This is a genomic window from Frigoribacterium sp. 9N (assembly GCF_902506305.1).
Lineage (GTDB): Bacteria > Actinomycetota > Actinomycetes > Actinomycetales > Microbacteriaceae > Frigoribacterium.
This window is the reverse complement of record NZ_LR733392.1, coordinates 1,729,324-1,744,563: the sequence shown is the minus strand read 5'-3', so window position 1 is coordinate 1,744,563 and position 15,240 is coordinate 1,729,324. Positions and strand designations below refer to the sequence as shown.

The window sequence follows — 15,240 nt, the reverse complement described above, 5'->3', positions numbered from 1 at the left end:
TCGGAGATGATGAGCCACATGAGACGACCGACACCATGAGGCGCCTGCTGTACGAGGCGCGCCGCGCCGCCTCGTCGCCGAACCGCAACGCCCGGTCCGCGACCGTCTTCGGTCGCCTCCTCGGCGCCGCGTTCGTCATCTGCCTGCTGACCGGGCTCTACAGCCACTTCCTGCAGGAGCCGCTCGACGGGATGCGGTTCCCGACGAGTCCCGTCTGGCTCTACCAGGTGAGCCAGGGCGTCCACATCACCGCGGGCATCGCCTGCATCCCCCTGCTGCTGGTCAAGCTGCACTCCGTGTTCCCGCAGCTCTTCCAGCACCCGCCGATCAAGCACCCGGTCGACGTGCTCGAGCGCGCCTCCATCGCCCTGTTCGTGGCGACGTCGATCCTCCAGCTCGTCACCGGCCTGCTGAACACGTACCAGTACTACCCGTGGCCCTTCCCGTTCAAGCAGGTGCACTTCGCCCTGTCGTTCGTCATCATCGGCTCGCTCGCGATCCACATCGCCGTCAAGCTGCCGCTCATCACCCGCTACTGGCGGGCGCGGGACAGCTACGACGCCGAGGGGCGCTTCGTCGAGCCGTCGTCCGAGCTCGACGAGGCCCGCGCCGCGTTCGTGGCCGAGAGCGAGGCGACCGCCGAGCTCGCCCGCTTCCGTGCCGTGCGCGACGCCGACGGGACGCGACGCGACCGTGATCCGCACGCCGCGCCTCCTGCGCCCGCCCGCGGCCTCACCGGACGCGTCCTCCGCTGGATCGACTCCGCACACGAGGTCGACCGCGAACCGGGCCGCGCCCGGGTGTCCCGCCGCGGCTTCTTCACCGCCGCCGGCGTCGCCACCGGGGGAGTCGTCGCGCTCACGGCCGGGCAGTCCTTCGCCCCGCTGTCACCCCTCAACGCCTTCGGCCCCCGGCAGCGCGGGCTCGGCCCGAACGACCTGCCGATCAACCGCACGGCCGCCGCCGCCCGGGTGCTCGAGACGGCCATGGACCCCGACTGGCGGCTCGACGTCCTGGTGGGCGGCGTCGCGACCTCGTTCACGCTCGACGCGCTGCGCGGGTTCGACGGGGCCGACGAACGCCTGCCGATCGCCTGCGTCGAGGGCTGGAGCCAGACCGGCTCCTGGCGCGGCGTCCGCCTCGTCGACCTGCTGGCGGCTGCCGGCGCCCCGACCGACCAGCGCCTCCGGCTCACCAGCCTCGAAGAGAAGGGTGGCTACCGCGTGACCGAGATGGGCCCCGAGTACGCCTCCGACCCGCGCACCCTCGTCGCCCTCGAGCTGAACGGCGAGCCGCTCAGCATCGACCACGGCTACCCGGCGCGCATGATCGCCCCGGGCCGACCCGGCGTGCTGCAGACCAAGTGGCTCAGCTCCATCGAGGTGCTCTCGTGAGCGCCCGGGTGCCCTCGGCCGCGTCGAGCGCAGGAGGCGCGGGCACGTCGCGCACCGTCCACGTCGTGCGCGGGGTGCTGATCGCCCTCGGCGTGGCCCTCCTGGGCCTCGGCGGCTGGGTGCTCACCGACACCGTCTCCCCGAACCGGTACGGCGGACTCCTGCTCTGGCTGGCCGGTTCGGTCGTCGTGCACGACGCCGTGCTCGCCCCCGTGGTCGCCGCGGTCTCGCTGCTCGTGCGGCGGACCGGACGCCGCATCCGGCCCGCGGTCCTCTGGATCGTGCAGGGCGCGGTCGTCGTCGGGGCGATCTTCTCGCTCGTCGTCGTGCCCGAGATCGTGGCGAAGGCGAAGGGGCCGAAGAACGACACCGTGCTGCCGTTCGACTACGGCCTGCGCCTGGCCGTGCTGTGGCTCGTCATCGCGGCGCTGACGGCCGCTGTGGTCGCGCTCTACCTGGCGCGCAGGCGGCAGAAGGTGCGTCCGTCGACCGACCAGGTCTGAGCGACCCGCAGGCCCGCGCGTCGAGCGTGGCGGTGCAGCGCCTCGCGGCCGACCTCCGCCCAGGGGAAGGTCGCGCTTGCGTGACCCTGGTCGTCGACCACGTGGGCCTCGTAGCTGTCGTCGAGCGACGCCTCGGGGGCGGTCTCGACGACGACCGAACCGGTCGCGGTGAGGATCTCGGCGCAGCGGGTCAGCAGCGCCGTCGGGTCGCCGCCGATGCCGACGTTGCCGTCCAGCAGCAGCGCGAGGTTCCACTGGCCCTCGCGGGGCAGCGGGTCGAAGACCGACCCGCCGGCCACGGGCAGTCCGGCCTCGCGGGCCATCGCGACGGCCGTGGGCGAGACGTCCAGACCCAGGACGGTCAGGCCGCGGTCCACGGCGGCGCGCACCATGCGGGCCGGCCCGCAGCCGATGTCGAGCACGGGGCCGGTCTCGCCGTCGAGGGTGGTGAGGTCGGCCGCGTCGGCGTCGGCGCTCCACCGCGCGACGTCGAACGCCTCGTCGTCGCCTGCCTCGGGGGGCGACGCGGGGCGTCCGGCACCGCCGGCCGCGCGGACGAGTTGCAGGAGCCCCTCGTGACGCAGGGCGCGCGCGTACGGCTCCGCGCCTCCTGAACCGAAGGTGGCGGGCTGTTCGGGGGCGATGGTCATGAGGTGACCCCTTCGGTGGCGGGATCGGTCGTGCGGGCGACGCCGTTCGTGGTGGTGGTCGTGGGGGGCGCCTCGGCGTGCCGCAGGGCGGCGGCGAAGCGGCTGTCGGGTGCGACGGCCGCGACGAGGCGGGCGTCGTCGATCGTGTCGACGTCGACGAGCTCGGGCAGCATGCGCACGGTCAGGCCGGCGTCGGCGAGTCGGCGGAGCTGGTGGGCACCCGTGTCGTCACGCGACATGGGGACGCCGCGCAGCAGGTCGCCGGTCGGCCGGGAGAGGCCCAGGGCCCAGAACCCGCCGTCGTTCGCCGGGCCGAACCAGGCGTCGACGTCGTCGGTCCACGCGTCGAAGACGGGGGCGAGGGCCTCGACCGTGACCTGGGGGGTGTCCATGCCGATCAGCACGGTCTTCCCGTCGACCTCGTCGAAGAGGGCGCCGAGGCGTGCGTCGAGGTCGCCACCGATCTGAGGGATCACATCGAAGTCTTCGGAGCCGACGGGCCTGCGGTTGCCGTCGAACAGCAACACGCGACGCGTGGCGGGCAGCCGACGGACGACGTCGAGGGTGTCCTGGATCGCGGCGGCCGCGACGTCGGCGGCCTGCTCGAGGCTGAGCGGGGGGTGCAGGCGCGTCTTGACCTTGCCCGGGATCGTCTCCTTCGCGATCACCACGAGGGTCGTCATCGGCCGACCTCCCTGAGGAGTCGGGACATGTCCTTGATCGCGACGGACGTGCCGCGGATGGTGCCGGTCACCTTGCTGCGGCCGACCCGGGGCGAGTAGGGCGCGTCCTGCTCGACGATCCGCCAGCCGGCCTCGCTCGCGCGCAGCACCATCTCGAGCGGGTAGCCGCTGCGGCGGTCCTTCAGGTCGAGGTCGAGCAGTGCCCGGCGCCGCGCGACGCGCATGGGGCCGAGGTCGTGCAGGGCGACGCCGCTGGCCCGCCGCATGAGGTGCGAGAGGGCGAGGTTGGCGATGCGGGCGTGCACCGGCCAGGCGCCCCGGGTCGTCGGGCGCCGGCGGCCGAGGACGAGATCGGCGTCACCGGCCATCACGGGGGCGGCGAGGGCGACGAGGTCGGCGGGGTCCATCGACGCGTCGGCGTCGCAGAACGCGACGTAGTCGGCCGTGGCGGCCTCGAGACCGGCGTGGGCGGCGCTGCCGAAGCCGCGCCGCGCCTCCTGCACCACGGTCGCGCCGTGCTCGGCGGCGACGCGGGCGGAGTCGTCGGTCGAGCCGTTGTCGACGACGATCGCGTGCCAGCCCTCGGGCAGGCGGCCGAGGACCCAGGGCAACGCGCCTTCTTCGTCGAGACAGGGAAGCACGACGTCGACTCGGGGGCTGCTCATCCTCTCGACTGTACGGATGCGATCCCATGAAGGTGATGGGAGCGGGCGGTGCGCACCCGAACGGGGGGCGGCCGCGCCCGCCTAGCGGACGACCGCGGCGCGCAGCGGGGCCGTGGCGAACTCGTGCATGCCCTGCTCGAAGGTCACGCTCGGTCGCCAGCCCAGCTCGCCCTGCAGCCGCGCCGACGACGCCGTCACGTGCCGCACGTCGCCCGCGCGGTACTCGCCCGTGACGACGGGCGTCGGTCCGCCGGCCTCGCGCGCCAGGGCCTCCGCCATCTCGCCGATCGTGTGCACCGTCCCGCTGCCGACGTTGAACGCGCGGAACGTGTCGGTCGGCTGGTCCGCGGTCCACTCGAGGGCCGCGAGGTTGGCGGACGCGATGTCGCGGACGTGGACGAAGTCGCGACGCTGGGCGCCGTCCTCGAACACGCGCGGGGCCTCACCGCGTTCGAGGGCGGAGCGGAAGAGCGAGGCCACGCCGGCGTAGGGCGTGTTCTGGGGCATGCCCGGGCCGTAGACGTTGTGGTAGCGCAGGGCGGCGGCCCGACCGCCGGTGCTGCGCGCCCACGAGGTCGACAGGTGCTCCTGCGTCAGCTTCGTGATGGCGTAGACGTTGCGGGGGTCGAGCGGGGCCTCCTCGCCGATCAGCTGCGGCTCGAGCAGTTCGCCCGCCTCGTCACGCGGGTCGAAGACGCCCGCGTCGAGGTCGGCGATGCGGCGGGGTGCCGGGCGTTCGGTCGCACCGGTCGAGGTGCGGTAGCTGCCCTCGCCGTAGACGACCATCGATGAGGCGACGACGAGGCGGTCGACGCCGGCGCGGTCCATCGCCGCGAGCACGACGGCCGTGCCGAGCTCGTTCGACGAGACGTAGTCGGGCGCGTCCTGGAAGTCCACGCCGAGCCCGACCTTGGCCGCCTGGTGACAGACCGCGTCGACGCCCGCGAGTGCTCGGTCGACGGTCTCGGCGTCACGTACGTCGCCGTGCACGAAGTCGACGCGCGGGTCGACGGTCGGCTCGCCGCCGTGCACGTCGGCCCGCAGGGAGTCGAGCACGCGCACGCGCCAGCCGCGGTCGAGGGCGAGGTCGACGATCGCCGACCCGATGAAGCCGGCCCCACCGGTGACGAGCAGCAGGCCCGGGCCGTCGGTGGACGAGGAGGCGCCGGTCGCGCTCACAGCGCAGCCCTCCGACCCGAGACGGGCAGGGCGAGCACCTCGGCCACCGCCCCGGGCGGCATCAGCTCGCGGGGCGAGTAGTCGCCGGGCATCGCGGCGACGATCGACGCGATGGCCGCGACGATGCGCGGTTGGGCGGCCGCGAGCCGTTCGAAGACGAGCGAGGCGCTCACGGCGTCGGCGTCGGGTGCGTCGCCCTCGGCCGGGGCCAGGCCGGCGTCGCTGTCGGTCACGTACGAGAGGTTGACGGCTCCCATGCCGAGTTCGAGGGTGAGCGGGATCTCGGGGTACATCGTCATGTTGACCGTGTGCGCGCCCGCGGCCCGGAACCACAGCGACTCGGCCCGGGTCGAGAACCGCGGCCCCTGGATCACCACGCAGGTGCCGGTCGGGGAGAACGGCTCACCCTGCGCCTCGAGGGCCGCGATCGCGGCGGCCCGGAGCACGGGGTCGAACGGGTCGGCGGCGATCAGGTGCTGCACCTGCCCCTCGACGTCGAAGAACGTGTCGCGTCGTCCCCAGGTGCGGTCGATGAACTGGTCGGTCACGACCATGGTGCCGGGGGCGACGTCGGGGCTGACCCCGCCGACCGCCGACGACGACACGATGGCCTTCGCGCCGAGCGACGCCAGTGCCCACACGTTCGCCCGGTGGTCGATCAGGTGCGGCGCCACCGCGTGGCCCGCGCCGTGCCGGGTGAGGAAGGCCACGCGCTTGCCGCCCAACTCGCCGATCGTCACCTCGCTCGAGGTCGGGCCGTAGGGCGTCTCGACGACGTGCCGGGTCGCCTCGCCCTCGGCGAAGAGCGAGTACAGCCCCGATCCGCCGATGACGGCGACGTCGACGGGCGGCGGCCCCGAGGAGGCGCGGGTGGGCTGGGGGACGTCGGGCTCGGTCGCGGGGTCGGTCACCCCCGATACGCTACTGACGATCGCCCGAGAGGAACCGCGTGCGCACCATCGAGACCCACCTCGCCGAGGTCACGGCCGTCGTCGAGGCGGCCGTGCGGGCCCGTCCGGTCGACGCGTTGGTGGTGAGCCCCGAGGCGCTCGCCTCGCGCTCCGACCGGTACCGCGACCGCGTCCTCGCCGCCGACGTCGTCGCCCCGATCGACCTGCCGCCGTTCGCCAACTCGCAGATGGACGGCTACGCCGTCTCGACCGCCGGGCTCGACCCGGACGCGCCCACCAGCCTCCGGGTCGCGGCGCGCATCCCCGCCGGGCGGGCCGCCCCCGACCTGGTCTCCGGCGCCGCGGCCCCGATCATGACCGGCGCGGCCGTCCCCGCCGGTGCCGACGCGATCGTGCCCATCGAGAGGGTCTCGCCGGACGCCTTCCCTCCCGTGGGCGTCGAGGCCGTCGTCGAGGTGCCGCCGGGCGTCGCCGCCGGGGCCTTCGTCCGCGCCGCGGGCAGCGACGTCGCCGCGGGCTCCGTGCTCTTCGCGGCCGGGACGCGACTGACGCCCGCGCGGTGGGGCGTGCTCGCCGCCTCCGGGATCGACGCGGTCGAGGTACGGAGCCGCCCGCGCCTCCTGCTGGTGTCGACCGGCGAAGAGCTCGCCGCACCCGGTGCCCCGCTCGGGCCCGGCCAGATCCACGACGCGAACGGCGTCGCCCTGGCCGCGGCGCTCGCCGAGGTCGGCGTCGTCGTCACCTCCGCCCGGGTGACCGACGACGCGGCCGCCCTGCTCGCCGTCGTCGCCCGCCACGCCGACGAGGTCGACCTCGTGCTCACGAGCGGCGGGGTCAGCGCGGGTGCCTACGAGGTCGTCCGCGACGCCTTCGAGGGTGCCGGCGTCACGTTCGGTCCGGTCGCCATGCAACCGGGCGGGCCGCAGGGCTGGGGGACGATCCGCGTGCACGACCGAGAGCTGCCCGTCGTCTGCTTCCCCGGCAACCCCGTCAGCTCGCTCGTGTCGTTCGAGGCCTTCCTGCGCCCCGCCCTGCAGGGCGTCACCGGCGTCGGCCTGCCCCGACGGCGCTGGACCGTGCCGATGGCGCACCCCGTGGACTCGCCGGTCGGCAAGCACCAGCTGCGTCGCGGCCGGGTCGACGTCGACGGGCGCGCCCACCTCGTCGGCGGGCCGAGCTCGCACCTGCTCGCCGCCCACGCCGAGGCCACCGTGCTCGTCTCGATCCCCGTCGGGGTCGACCGCGTCGACGCGGACGACCGGGTCGAGGTCTGGGCGCTCGACGACCCCGCCCCCCACGAGAAGGCCGAGAAGGCCGACCGATGACCCCGACCCCGCCCGACGTGCCGCCGACCGACGCCCCGACCGACGCCCCGCTCTCGCACGTGCGCGAGGACGGCACCGCGCACATGGTCGACGTGACCGGCAAGTCCGAGACGAAGCGGATCGCCACCGCCCAGGCCGTGCTGACCACCCGGCCCGACGTCGTCGCGCGACTGGTCGACGGATCGCTGCCCAAGGGCGAGGCCCTCGGCACCGCCCGCATCGCCGGCATCCTGGCTGCCAAGCAGACGCCGACGCTCATCCCGCTGTGCCACCCGCTGCCGCTCGGCGCGATCACCGTCGACTTCGAGACCACGGAGGCGCAGGTCACCGTGATCGCCCGCGTCTCGACCCGGGGCGTCACCGGGGTCGAGATGGAGGCCCTGACCGCCGCGTCCGTCGCGGCCCTGACCCTCTTCGACATGATCAAGGCGGTCGACGCGCTCGCCGTGATCGGCGAGATCAAGGTGCTCGACAAGCAGGGCGGCAAGTCGGGGGACTGGTCGCGATGAGCGGCGCCCCGCACGAGACGGCCGACGTGACCGCGCCCGACGTGACCGCGCCCGGCGTGACCGCGCCCGGCGTGACCGCGCCCGGCGTGACGGCGCCCGACGAGACCGCGCGCCGTCGGGCCGTCGTCGTCGTGGCGTCCACCCGGGCCGCTGCCGGCACCGCCGACGACACGACCGGGCCGGTCATCCGCGACTGGTTCGTCGCGCGGGGGTGGCTGGTCGAGGGGCCCGTCGTCGTGGCCGACGGCGAACCGGTCGGCGCGGTGCTCGAGGCCGCCCTCGAGTGGGGCGTCGACGCCGTCGTCACCACCGGCGGCACCGGGGTGTCGCCGACCGACGCGACGCCCGAGATGACCCTGCCGCTGCTCGACCGCGAACTGCCCGGCATCGCCGAAGAACTCCGGCGCAGGGGTGCGGCCTCGACGCCCCTGGCCGTCCTCTCCCGGGGGCTCGCGGGCGTGGCCGGCGGCACCTTCGTCGTCAACCTGCCCGGCTCGCGCGGCGGGGTGCGCGACGGGCTCGCGGTCCTCGAGGACGTCCTCGACCACGTGGTCGACCAGTTGCACGGGGTCGACCACGCCCAGAACCGCCATCCCAGTCCCGAGGGGGCCGCATGACCGCCGACGATCCGACCCTCCTGCCCGGCGGTGCGTCCGCCGGGGCACCCGCCGCGCCTCCCGCCTCCGAGCGCGTGCTGCTCGCCCGCGTCGTCGACGTGACCGTGTCGGTGGCCGAGTGCTCCGCGCTCGTGACGAGCCGCGCCTCCGGGGCGGTCGTGACGTTCGAGGGCGTCGTCCGCGACCACGACGAGGGGCGGGGGGTCGAGGCGCTGCACTACGAGGCGCATCCGACGGCGACCGAGGTGATCCACGAGGTCGCGGTCGCCGTGGCCGAGGCGCACCCCGAGGTCGCGATCGCGGTCGAGCACCGCTACGGCGACCTCGTCGTGGGCGACGTCGCGCTGGCCTGCGCGGTGGCGTCGGCCCACCGCGCCGAGGCGTTCGCGGCCTGCGCCGCGCTCGTCGACGAGGTCAAGGCCCGCACCCCGATCTGGAAGCGCCAGGAGTTCACCGACGGCTCGGACGAGTGGGTGGCGTCGCTGGGCTGACCCCGGTCGAGCACCGTCGAGTCGGCCGCCCGGCCCGGGCCGTCTACGCTTCTGTGGTGGCTCATCTACTCGGCGCAGAAAACCTCCGTCTCGAATTCCCGACCAAGGTCGTCCTCGACGGGGTGACCCTCGGCATCGACGAGGGCTCCCGCATCGGTGTCGTCGGCCGCAACGGTGACGGCAAGTCGACGCTCATGTCGGTGCTCGCGGGTCGGCTCGAACCCGACGACGGTCGTGTGACGACCCGCCGCGGCCTGACCATCGGCATGCTCGACCAGCGCGACGTGCTGCCCGAGGGCGCCACGGTCGGCAGCCTGATCGTCGGCGACCGCGACGAGCACGAATGGGCCGGCGACGCGCGCATCCGCGACGTCATCTCGGGCCTCGCCACCGACATCCCGTGGGAGGCGCGGGTCGAGGACCTCTCCGGAGGTCAGCGTCGACGCGTGGCCCTCGCGACCCTGCTCGTCGGCGACTGGGACGTCCTGTTCCTCGACGAGCCCACCAACCACCTCGACGTCGAGGGCGTCGCCTGGCTGGCGCAGCACCTCTCGCGTCGCTGGTCGACGAACTCGGGCGCCCTCGTGGTCGTGACCCACGACCGGTGGTTCCTCGACGAGGTCTCGACCGACACCTGGGAGGTCCACGACGGCATCGTCGAACCCTTCGAGGGTGGCTACGCGGCCTACGTGCTCCAGCGCGTCGAGCGGGACCGCATGGCGTCCGCCTCCGAGGCCAAGCGCCAGAACCTCATGCGCAAAGAGCTCGCCTGGCTCCGTCGCGGGGCCCCGGCGCGCTCGACCAAGCCCAAGTTCCGCATCGACGCGGCCAACGAGCTGATCGCCGACGAGCCGCCCGTGCGTGACGCCGTCCAGCTGTCGCAGATGGCGACCGCGCGCCTCGGCAAGGACGTCGTCGACCTCGTCGAGGTCGGCGTCTCGTTCGGAGACAAGCGCGTGCTGCAGGACGTCGAGTGGCGCATCGCGCCGGGGGAGCGCACCGGCGTGCTCGGCGTGAACGGCGCCGGCAAGTCGACGCTGCTGAAGGTCGTCACCGGGGCCATCGCCCCCACCGAGGGGCGCGTCAAACAGGGCAAGACGGTCAAGTTCGCGATCCTCGACCAGCAGCTCGCCGACCTCCACGAGGTCGCGCACGAGCGGGTGAACGACGTCATCGGCCGGCAGCGCACCTCGTACGTCACCGGGGGCAAAGAGATGACGCCCGGGCAGCTGCTCGAGCGCCTCGGCTTCACCAGCGCCCAGCTGCAGACCCCCATCAGGGACCTGTCCGGTGGCCAGAAGCGCCGCCTGCAGTTCCTGTTGATCCTGCTGAACGAGCCGAACGTGCTCATCCTCGACGAGCCCACCAACGACCTCGACACCGACATGCTCGCCGCGATGGAGGACCTGCTCGACGGTTGGCCCGGCACCCTGCTCGTCGTCTCGCACGACCGGTACCTGCTCGAGCGCGTCACCGACCAGCAGTACGCCGTGCTCGAGGGCCGCTTCCGGCACCTGCCCGGCGGTGTCGACCAGTACTTGCAGCTGCGTCGCGAGGCGACCCAGAACCAAGGAGGCGCGACCGACCGCCCGACGGCCGTCCAGGGGGCCTCGGCGTCCGTCGCGGCCTCGGCCGCCGCCTCCGGCCTGTCGGGAGCCGAGAAGCGCAACGCCGAGAAAGAGCTCGGATCGATCGACCGCAAGCTCGCGAAGGCCTCGGGCGAGCGCGAGACCCTGCTGGCGCAGTTCGCCTCCTTCGACCAGTCCGACTTCGACGGCCTGGCCGCGTTGCAGGCGAAGCTGACGGCGCTCGACCACAAGACGGGCGAGCTCGAGGTGCGGTGGCTCGAGCTGAGCGAGTTGCTGGCGTAGCGAGCGAGCGAGCGGGCGAGCGGGCCGGCGTGCTCCGCCGGTCGCCCCGACTCAGTCGCCGAGGGTGAGGCTCAGCGTCCGCAGCAGGTCGGTCAGGCGGCGGCGGTCGTCGTCGCTGAGGTCGCTGAGCAGGGTGCCCTCGGCCGTGACGAGGCGTTCGATCGCGGCGTCGACCGCGCGCCGTCCGTCGCCGGTCATCGTGACCAGGATGCCCCGGCCGTCGTTCGGGTCGGTGCGGCGTTCGACCAGGCCGCGGGCCACGAGCCGGTCGATGCGGTTGGTCATCGCGCCGCTCGAGACGAGGGTCTGCTGCAGCAGCGTCTTGGGGCTCAGCTGGTAGGGGTCGCCGGCCCGACGCAGCGCCGAGAGCACGTCGAACTCCCACGACTCGAGGTCGCTCGCGGTGAACGCCTCGCGACGGGCGCGATCGAGGTGCTTCGACAGCCGCCCGACGCGCGAGAGCACCTGGAGCGGCGCGAAGTCGAGGTCGGGTCGCTCGTGGCGCCACGCCTCGACGATGCGGTCGACCTCGTCCTGCTCGGGCATCCGCCCATCATGCCCGAGGCCGTCGTCGGGTGCGGGAGGCGCGGTGCGGCCCGGCGGGCCCGTCGCCCCACGCGGGCACCTCGGTCGAGTCGTGGTCTGGCAGAATGGACCGGCGCGCACGCGCGGTCCGCCATGGTGTAACGGCAGCACGACAGCCTTTGGAGCTGTTAGGTCTAGGTTCGAATCCTGGTGGCGGAGCCCCGAGCGTCGCAGGTCGCGGTCGGCTCGTCGGGTCCGTCCCGCCCCGACCGCGGGCGCCCTCGGCGTCCATCCGACGACGAGGACTCCAGCCATGTCGAAGACCGATCCCACGCCATCCCTCGTCCGGGCCGTCCTGCTCGGCGTCCTCAGCGGGTCGCGCTCGGCGACGCCGCTCGCCGTCCTGGCCCTGAACCACGACGCCCAGGAGGCGCGGGGCCCCTGGCAGCGCTGGCGCCTGTTCCGCTCACCCCTCGGCCGCGGTGCCCTGGTGGCCGCGGGCGTCGGTGAGCTCGTCGGCGACAAGCTGCCGGCCACGCCGAGCCGGGTCGGTGCCGGCCCGCTGTTCGGTCGAGCGGTCTCCGGCGCCGTCGCGGGGATCGCGATGGCCGGCACCGGCCGTCGGGGCACCCCCGTGGCCGCAGCGCTCGCCGGGGCGTCCGGCGCCCTCGTCGGCAGCTGGCTCTTCTACCGGGCGCGGAAGGCCGTCGTCGAGAAGACCGGGTTGCCCGACATCACTGTCGCGCTCGTCGAGGACGCCGTCGCGGTCTCGGGCTCGGTCGCCGTCGTCCGCTCCCGCTGACTCCTCCCCACCGCGTCTCGGCGTCGGCGGCGTCCCCACGCCGGGCGGGTGACCCGTGGTCGGGCGGCCTCCCGTGGGAGGATCGGCGGTGATCACGCGCCACCCCTCACCAAGGAGCACCATGCCCGAACGCCAGCTCGCCGTCGTCGTCCTCGCCGCAGGGCAGGGCACCCGCATGAAGTCCTCGACCCCGAAGGTCCTGCACCGCCTGGCGGGGCTGCCGCTGATCCAGCACGTGCTCGAGAGCGCCGGCGCGCTCCGGCCCGACCACCTCGTCGCCGTGGTGCGGCACGAGCGCGACCTGGTCGTCGCGAGCGTGCTCGACACCGCCCCGCACGCGCTCGTCGTCGATCAGGACGACGTGCCCGGCACCGGTCGAGCCGTCGAACAAGCGGTGGAGGCGCTGCCCGCCGAGTTCACCGGCGACGTCGTGGTCGTCAGTGCCGACGTGCCCTTCCTCGACCACGCGACGCTCACCGCCCTGCTCGACCAGCACCGTGCCGCCTCCGCCTCGGCGACGCTGCTGAGTGCCGTGCTGCCCGACGCCACCGGCTACGGGCGGGTCGTCCGCCGCGAGTCGGGCGACGTCGACCGCATCGTCGAGCACAAGGACGCCACCGACGACGAGCGGGCCGTGCGCGAGATCAACTCGGGCACCTACGTCTTCACCGTCGCCGCCCTGCGCACCCACCTGCCCCGCATCGGGTCGGCCAACGCGCAGAACGAGAAGTACGTCACCGACATGGTGGGCCTGCTCACCGGTGCCGGCGAGGTCGTCGCCGCACGGGCGATCGACGAGACGTGGCGCCTCGAGGGCATCAACGACCGCGTGCAGCTCGCCGCCGCGGCTCGTCGGCTGAACGACCGCATCGTCGAGCACTGGCAGCGCGAGGGCGTCTCGATCGTCGACCCACAGACCACCTGGATCGACCGCGACGTCTCCCTCAGCCCCGACGTCGAACTGCTGCCGGGCACCCAGCTCCGCGGCGCGACCTACATCGCCCCGGGCGCGGTCGTCGGCCCCGACACCACCCTCGTCGACACCGAGGTGGGCGAGGGGGCGACCGTCAAGCGCACGGACGCGACGCTCGCCGTCATCGGTGCCCGCGCCTCCGTGGGGCCGTTCGCGTACCTGCGGCCCAACACGCTCCTGTCCGCCGACGGCAAGATCGGCACCTTCGTCGAGACCAAGAACGTGCAGATCGGCGCCGGGTCGAAGGTGCCGCACCTCAGCTACGTGGGCGACACCGAGGTGGGCGAGGGGTCGAACATCGGCGCCGGCACCATCACGGCCAACTACGACGGCGTGGACAAGCACCGCACCGAGGTCGGGTCGCACGTCCGCACCGGGTCGCACAACGTCTTCGTCGCCCCCGTTAGGATTGGCGACGGAGCGTACACAGGCGCCGGAACGATCGTCCGCAAAAACGTGCCGGCCGGTGCCCTGGCCTTGAGCATCGCTCCACAGCGCAATGCGAGCGGATGGGTCGAGGCGAACCGCCCCGGCTCGGCGGCTGCCGAGGCCGCCGCTCGCGCCGAACGAACGACCGACTGAACCCGGTCGGGTTGGCCCCTCGGGGCCGGAGAGCGAGTGACGTGTCCGGAATCAAGATCACCGGCGAGAACCGACTCGTTCTGATCTCGGGGCGTGCGCACCCCGAACTGGCCAACCAGATCGCCGCCGAGCTCGGCAGCGAGCTGATCCCGACCGACGCCCGCACCTTCGCCAACGGCGAGCTCTACGCCCGCTTCGACGAGAGCGTCCGTGGCTCGGACGCCTTCGTCATCCAGTCCCACTCGGCGCCGATCAACGAGTGGCTGATGGAACAGCTGATCATGGTCGACGCACTGAAGCGGGCCTCGGCCAAGCGCATCACCGTCGTGGCGCCGTTCTACCCGTACGCCCGGCAAGACAAGAAGGGCCGGGGCCGCGAGCCGATCTCCGCCCGGCTCGTCGCCGACCTCTTCAAGGCGGCCGGAGCGCACCGCATCATGAGCGTCGACCTGCACGCCCCGCAGATCCAGGGCTTCTTCGACGGCCCGGTCGACCACCTCTTCGCCATGCCCGTGTTGCTCGAGCACTTCCGCGCCAAGCTCGACAACACCACCCTGACGGTGGTCTCGCCCGACATGGGCCGCGTCCGCGTCGCCGACATCTGGAGCGAGAAGCTCGACGCCCCCCTCGCGATCATCCACAAGCGCCGTGACCCGTTGGTGCCGAACCAGGTCACCGTCCACGAGATCGTCGGCGACGTCTCGGGTCGCGTGTGTCTGCTGGTCGACGACCTGATCGACACGGGTCGCACCATCGTCAAGGCCGCCGAGGCGCTCAAGGCCAACGGCGCGATCGGCGTCGTGGTCGCCGCGACCCACGCGGTCTTCAGCGACCCCGCCCCTGAGATCCTCAACAGCGAGTTCATCGACTCGGTCGTCGTCACCGACACCCTGCCGCTCACCGAGCACCAGAAGTTCGACAAGCTCGAGATCCTGCCCATCGCCCCGTTGATCGCCCGGGCGATCCACGAGGTCTTCGACAACGGTTCGGTCACCTCGATGTTCGACGGCGCCGCCTAGCCCCACACCGCCCGACACCTCCCGTCGCCTCGGCGCACGGAGTCGACCGGCCCGACCGTCTGGCCCCGACCGCCCGGCTCGCCTGACTCCGACCGGCCCGGCCGCTCGGCCCCGACCGCTCGGCTCGCCTGGCTCCGACCGCTCGGCTCGCCTGGCCCCGACCGGCCCGGCTTGCTCGTCCGATGTCGGCAACTCCGGAGTCCGGCTGCGCCGCGCCTCCTGCGGGCCGTTTCGGCGGTCGTTCTCCTGACTTGCCGACGTGGACCTGCTCGACCCCACCCGGCCGCTCGGCCCCGACCGGCCCGGCTTGCTCGTCCGATGTCGGCAACTCCGGAGATCGGCTGCGCCGCGCCTCCTGCGGGCCGTTTCGACGGACGTTCTCCTGACTTGCCGACGTGGACCTGCTCGCCCCACCCGGCCGCGCGGCCCGGCCGGCCCGACTTGCTCGTCCGATGTCGGCAACTCCGGAGTCCGGCTGCGCCGCGCCTCCTGCGGGCCGTTTCGGCGGTCGTTCTCCTGACTTGCCGACGTCGACGTAGAC

At 73.5% G+C, this 15,240-nt stretch carries 16 protein-coding genes, 1 tRNA gene and 1 pseudogene; 12 read left to right on the top strand and 6 right to left on the bottom strand.

Annotated features, from left to right (window positions below):
• The first annotated feature begins 35 nt into the window (after positions 1 to 35).
• Positions 36 to 1,394 (top strand): molybdopterin-dependent oxidoreductase, encoded by a 1,359-nt coding sequence (locus tag ARTHRO9V_RS11205; RefSeq protein ID WP_056048872.1) that lies wholly within the window; start codon positions 36 to 38, stop codon positions 1,392 to 1,394.
• Positions 1,391 to 1,897 carry a hypothetical protein gene (locus ARTHRO9V_RS11200; RefSeq protein ID WP_159827180.1) on the top strand — a complete coding sequence of 169 codons (507 nt, stop codon included), beginning with the start codon at positions 1,391 to 1,393 and terminating at the stop codon, positions 1,895 to 1,897. Before ARTHRO9V_RS11205 ends, ARTHRO9V_RS11200 begins: the two co-directional genes overlap by 4 nt.
• Here the strand turns inward: ARTHRO9V_RS11200 and ARTHRO9V_RS11195 are convergent.
• The 5 genes from ARTHRO9V_RS11195 to ARTHRO9V_RS11175 form a co-directional block, all read right to left on the bottom strand.
• Positions 1,846 to 2,547 (bottom strand): bifunctional 2-polyprenyl-6-hydroxyphenol methylase/3-demethylubiquinol 3-O-methyltransferase UbiG, encoded by a 702-nt coding sequence (locus ARTHRO9V_RS11195; protein WP_159827177.1) that lies wholly within the window; start codon positions 2,545 to 2,547, stop codon positions 1,846 to 1,848. The two genes, ARTHRO9V_RS11200 and ARTHRO9V_RS11195, sit on opposite strands and share 52 nt — an antisense overlap.
• Positions 2,544 to 3,230 carry a DUF2064 domain-containing protein gene (locus tag ARTHRO9V_RS11190; RefSeq protein ID WP_159827174.1) on the bottom strand — a complete coding sequence of 229 codons (687 nt, stop codon included), beginning with the start codon at positions 3,228 to 3,230 and terminating at the stop codon, positions 2,544 to 2,546. Before ARTHRO9V_RS11190 ends, ARTHRO9V_RS11195 begins: the two co-directional genes overlap by 4 nt.
• Entirely contained in the window at positions 3,227 to 3,895 is a 669-nt protein-coding gene (locus tag ARTHRO9V_RS11185; protein WP_056048859.1) for a glycosyltransferase family 2 protein, read from the bottom strand. The genes ARTHRO9V_RS11190 and ARTHRO9V_RS11185 overlap by 4 nt, the downstream gene beginning before the upstream one ends.
• Before the next feature lie 81 nt (positions 3,896 to 3,976).
• Complete coding sequence (locus tag ARTHRO9V_RS11180; RefSeq protein WP_233568492.1) at positions 3,977 to 5,074, bottom strand: NAD(P)-dependent oxidoreductase; 1,098 nt, start codon at positions 5,072 to 5,074, stop codon at positions 3,977 to 3,979.
• Positions 5,071 to 5,985, bottom strand: a complete 915-nt coding sequence (locus tag ARTHRO9V_RS11175; RefSeq protein WP_159827171.1) for an MTAP family purine nucleoside phosphorylase — start codon at positions 5,983 to 5,985, stop codon at positions 5,071 to 5,073. The genes ARTHRO9V_RS11180 and ARTHRO9V_RS11175 overlap by 4 nt, the downstream gene beginning before the upstream one ends.
• A 38-nt stretch (positions 5,986 to 6,023) precedes the next feature.
• On the opposite strand from ARTHRO9V_RS11175, the gene glp reads away from it, so the two are divergent.
• From glp to ARTHRO9V_RS16005, 6 genes and pseudogenes are all read left to right on the top strand, one after another.
• Entirely contained in the window at positions 6,024 to 7,310 is a 1,287-nt protein-coding gene (gene glp / locus ARTHRO9V_RS11170; protein ID WP_159827168.1) for a gephyrin-like molybdotransferase Glp, read from the top strand.
• Positions 7,307 to 7,819, top strand: a complete 513-nt coding sequence (gene moaC / locus ARTHRO9V_RS11165) for a cyclic pyranopterin monophosphate synthase MoaC (protein WP_056048856.1) — start codon at positions 7,307 to 7,309, stop codon at positions 7,817 to 7,819. Before glp ends, moaC begins: the two co-directional genes overlap by 4 nt.
• Entirely contained in the window at positions 7,816 to 8,436 is a 621-nt protein-coding gene (locus tag ARTHRO9V_RS11160; RefSeq protein ID WP_159827165.1) for a molybdenum cofactor biosynthesis protein B, read from the top strand. The genes moaC and ARTHRO9V_RS11160 overlap by 4 nt, the downstream gene beginning before the upstream one ends.
• The gene (locus ARTHRO9V_RS11155; RefSeq protein WP_123571606.1) at positions 8,433 to 8,927 is read left to right on the top strand and encodes a molybdenum cofactor biosynthesis protein MoaE; all 495 of its coding nucleotides are present in this window, start codon (positions 8,433 to 8,435) and stop codon (positions 8,925 to 8,927) included. The genes ARTHRO9V_RS11160 and ARTHRO9V_RS11155 overlap by 4 nt, the downstream gene beginning before the upstream one ends.
• Positions 8,906 to 9,452: pseudogene (locus ARTHRO9V_RS16010) on the top strand (ATP-binding cassette domain-containing protein); the annotation flags it as partial. The gene ARTHRO9V_RS11155 and the pseudogene ARTHRO9V_RS16010, both read left to right, overlap by 22 nt.
• Before the next feature lie 191 nt (positions 9,453 to 9,643).
• Positions 9,644 to 10,798: an ABC-F family ATP-binding cassette domain-containing protein gene (locus ARTHRO9V_RS16005; protein WP_370516208.1), complete on the top strand. Its 1,155-nt coding sequence runs from the start codon at positions 9,644 to 9,646 to the stop codon at positions 10,796 to 10,798.
• Positions 10,799 to 10,849: 51 nt separating this feature from the next.
• Here ARTHRO9V_RS16005 and ARTHRO9V_RS11145 read toward each other — a convergent pair whose 3' ends face one another.
• Entirely contained in the window at positions 10,850 to 11,344 is a 495-nt protein-coding gene (locus tag ARTHRO9V_RS11145) for a MarR family winged helix-turn-helix transcriptional regulator (protein ID WP_159827159.1), read from the bottom strand.
• Between the two features lie 126 nt (positions 11,345 to 11,470).
• On the opposite strand from ARTHRO9V_RS11145, the gene ARTHRO9V_RS11140 reads away from it, so the two are divergent.
• From ARTHRO9V_RS11140 to ARTHRO9V_RS11125, 4 genes are all read left to right on the top strand, one after another.
• Positions 11,471 to 11,542 (top strand) — tRNA-Gln (locus ARTHRO9V_RS11140).
• A 94-nt stretch (positions 11,543 to 11,636) separates the two neighbouring features.
• Complete coding sequence (locus ARTHRO9V_RS11135; protein ID WP_159827156.1) at positions 11,637 to 12,125, top strand: DUF4126 family protein; 489 nt, start codon at positions 11,637 to 11,639, stop codon at positions 12,123 to 12,125.
• Between the two features lie 121 nt (positions 12,126 to 12,246).
• Complete coding sequence (glmU, locus tag ARTHRO9V_RS11130; RefSeq protein WP_159827153.1) at positions 12,247 to 13,680, top strand: bifunctional UDP-N-acetylglucosamine diphosphorylase/glucosamine-1-phosphate N-acetyltransferase GlmU; 1,434 nt, start codon at positions 12,247 to 12,249, stop codon at positions 13,678 to 13,680.
• A 41-nt stretch (positions 13,681 to 13,721) separates the two neighbouring features.
• Positions 13,722 to 14,699: a ribose-phosphate diphosphokinase gene (locus ARTHRO9V_RS11125; RefSeq protein ID WP_056048844.1), complete on the top strand. Its 978-nt coding sequence runs from the start codon at positions 13,722 to 13,724 to the stop codon at positions 14,697 to 14,699.
• The last annotated feature ends 541 nt before the right edge of the window (positions 14,700 to 15,240 follow it).

What these genes read in the sequence shown, in the direction of transcription:
- ARTHRO9V_RS11205 (WP_056048872.1), top strand. Translation starts at nt 36, where the DNA reads ATGAGGCGCCTGCTGTACGAGGCGCGCCGCGCCGCCTCGTCGCCGAAC.
- ARTHRO9V_RS11195 (WP_159827177.1), bottom strand. Translation starts at nt 2,547, where the DNA reads ATGACCATCGCCCCCGAACAGCCCGCCACCTTCGGTTCAGGAGGCGCG.
- ARTHRO9V_RS11190 (WP_159827174.1), bottom strand. Translation starts at nt 3,230, where the DNA reads ATGACGACCCTCGTGGTGATCGCGAAGGAGACGATCCCGGGCAAGGTC.
- ARTHRO9V_RS11185 (WP_056048859.1), bottom strand. Translation starts at nt 3,895, where the DNA reads ATGAGCAGCCCCCGAGTCGACGTCGTGCTTCCCTGTCTCGACGAAGAA.
- moaC (WP_056048856.1), top strand. Translation starts at nt 7,307, where the DNA reads ATGACCCCGACCCCGCCCGACGTGCCGCCGACCGACGCCCCGACCGAC.
- ARTHRO9V_RS11160 (WP_159827165.1), top strand. Translation starts at nt 7,816, where the DNA reads ATGAGCGGCGCCCCGCACGAGACGGCCGACGTGACCGCGCCCGACGTG.
- ARTHRO9V_RS11155 (WP_123571606.1), top strand. Translation starts at nt 8,433, where the DNA reads ATGACCGCCGACGATCCGACCCTCCTGCCCGGCGGTGCGTCCGCCGGG.
- ARTHRO9V_RS16005 (WP_370516208.1), top strand. Translation starts at nt 9,644, where the DNA reads ATGGCGTCCGCCTCCGAGGCCAAGCGCCAGAACCTCATGCGCAAAGAG.
- ARTHRO9V_RS11145 (WP_159827159.1), bottom strand. Translation starts at nt 11,344, where the DNA reads ATGCCCGAGCAGGACGAGGTCGACCGCATCGTCGAGGCGTGGCGCCAC.
- ARTHRO9V_RS11135 (WP_159827156.1), top strand. Translation starts at nt 11,637, where the DNA reads ATGTCGAAGACCGATCCCACGCCATCCCTCGTCCGGGCCGTCCTGCTC.
- glmU (WP_159827153.1), top strand. Translation starts at nt 12,247, where the DNA reads ATGCCCGAACGCCAGCTCGCCGTCGTCGTCCTCGCCGCAGGGCAGGGC.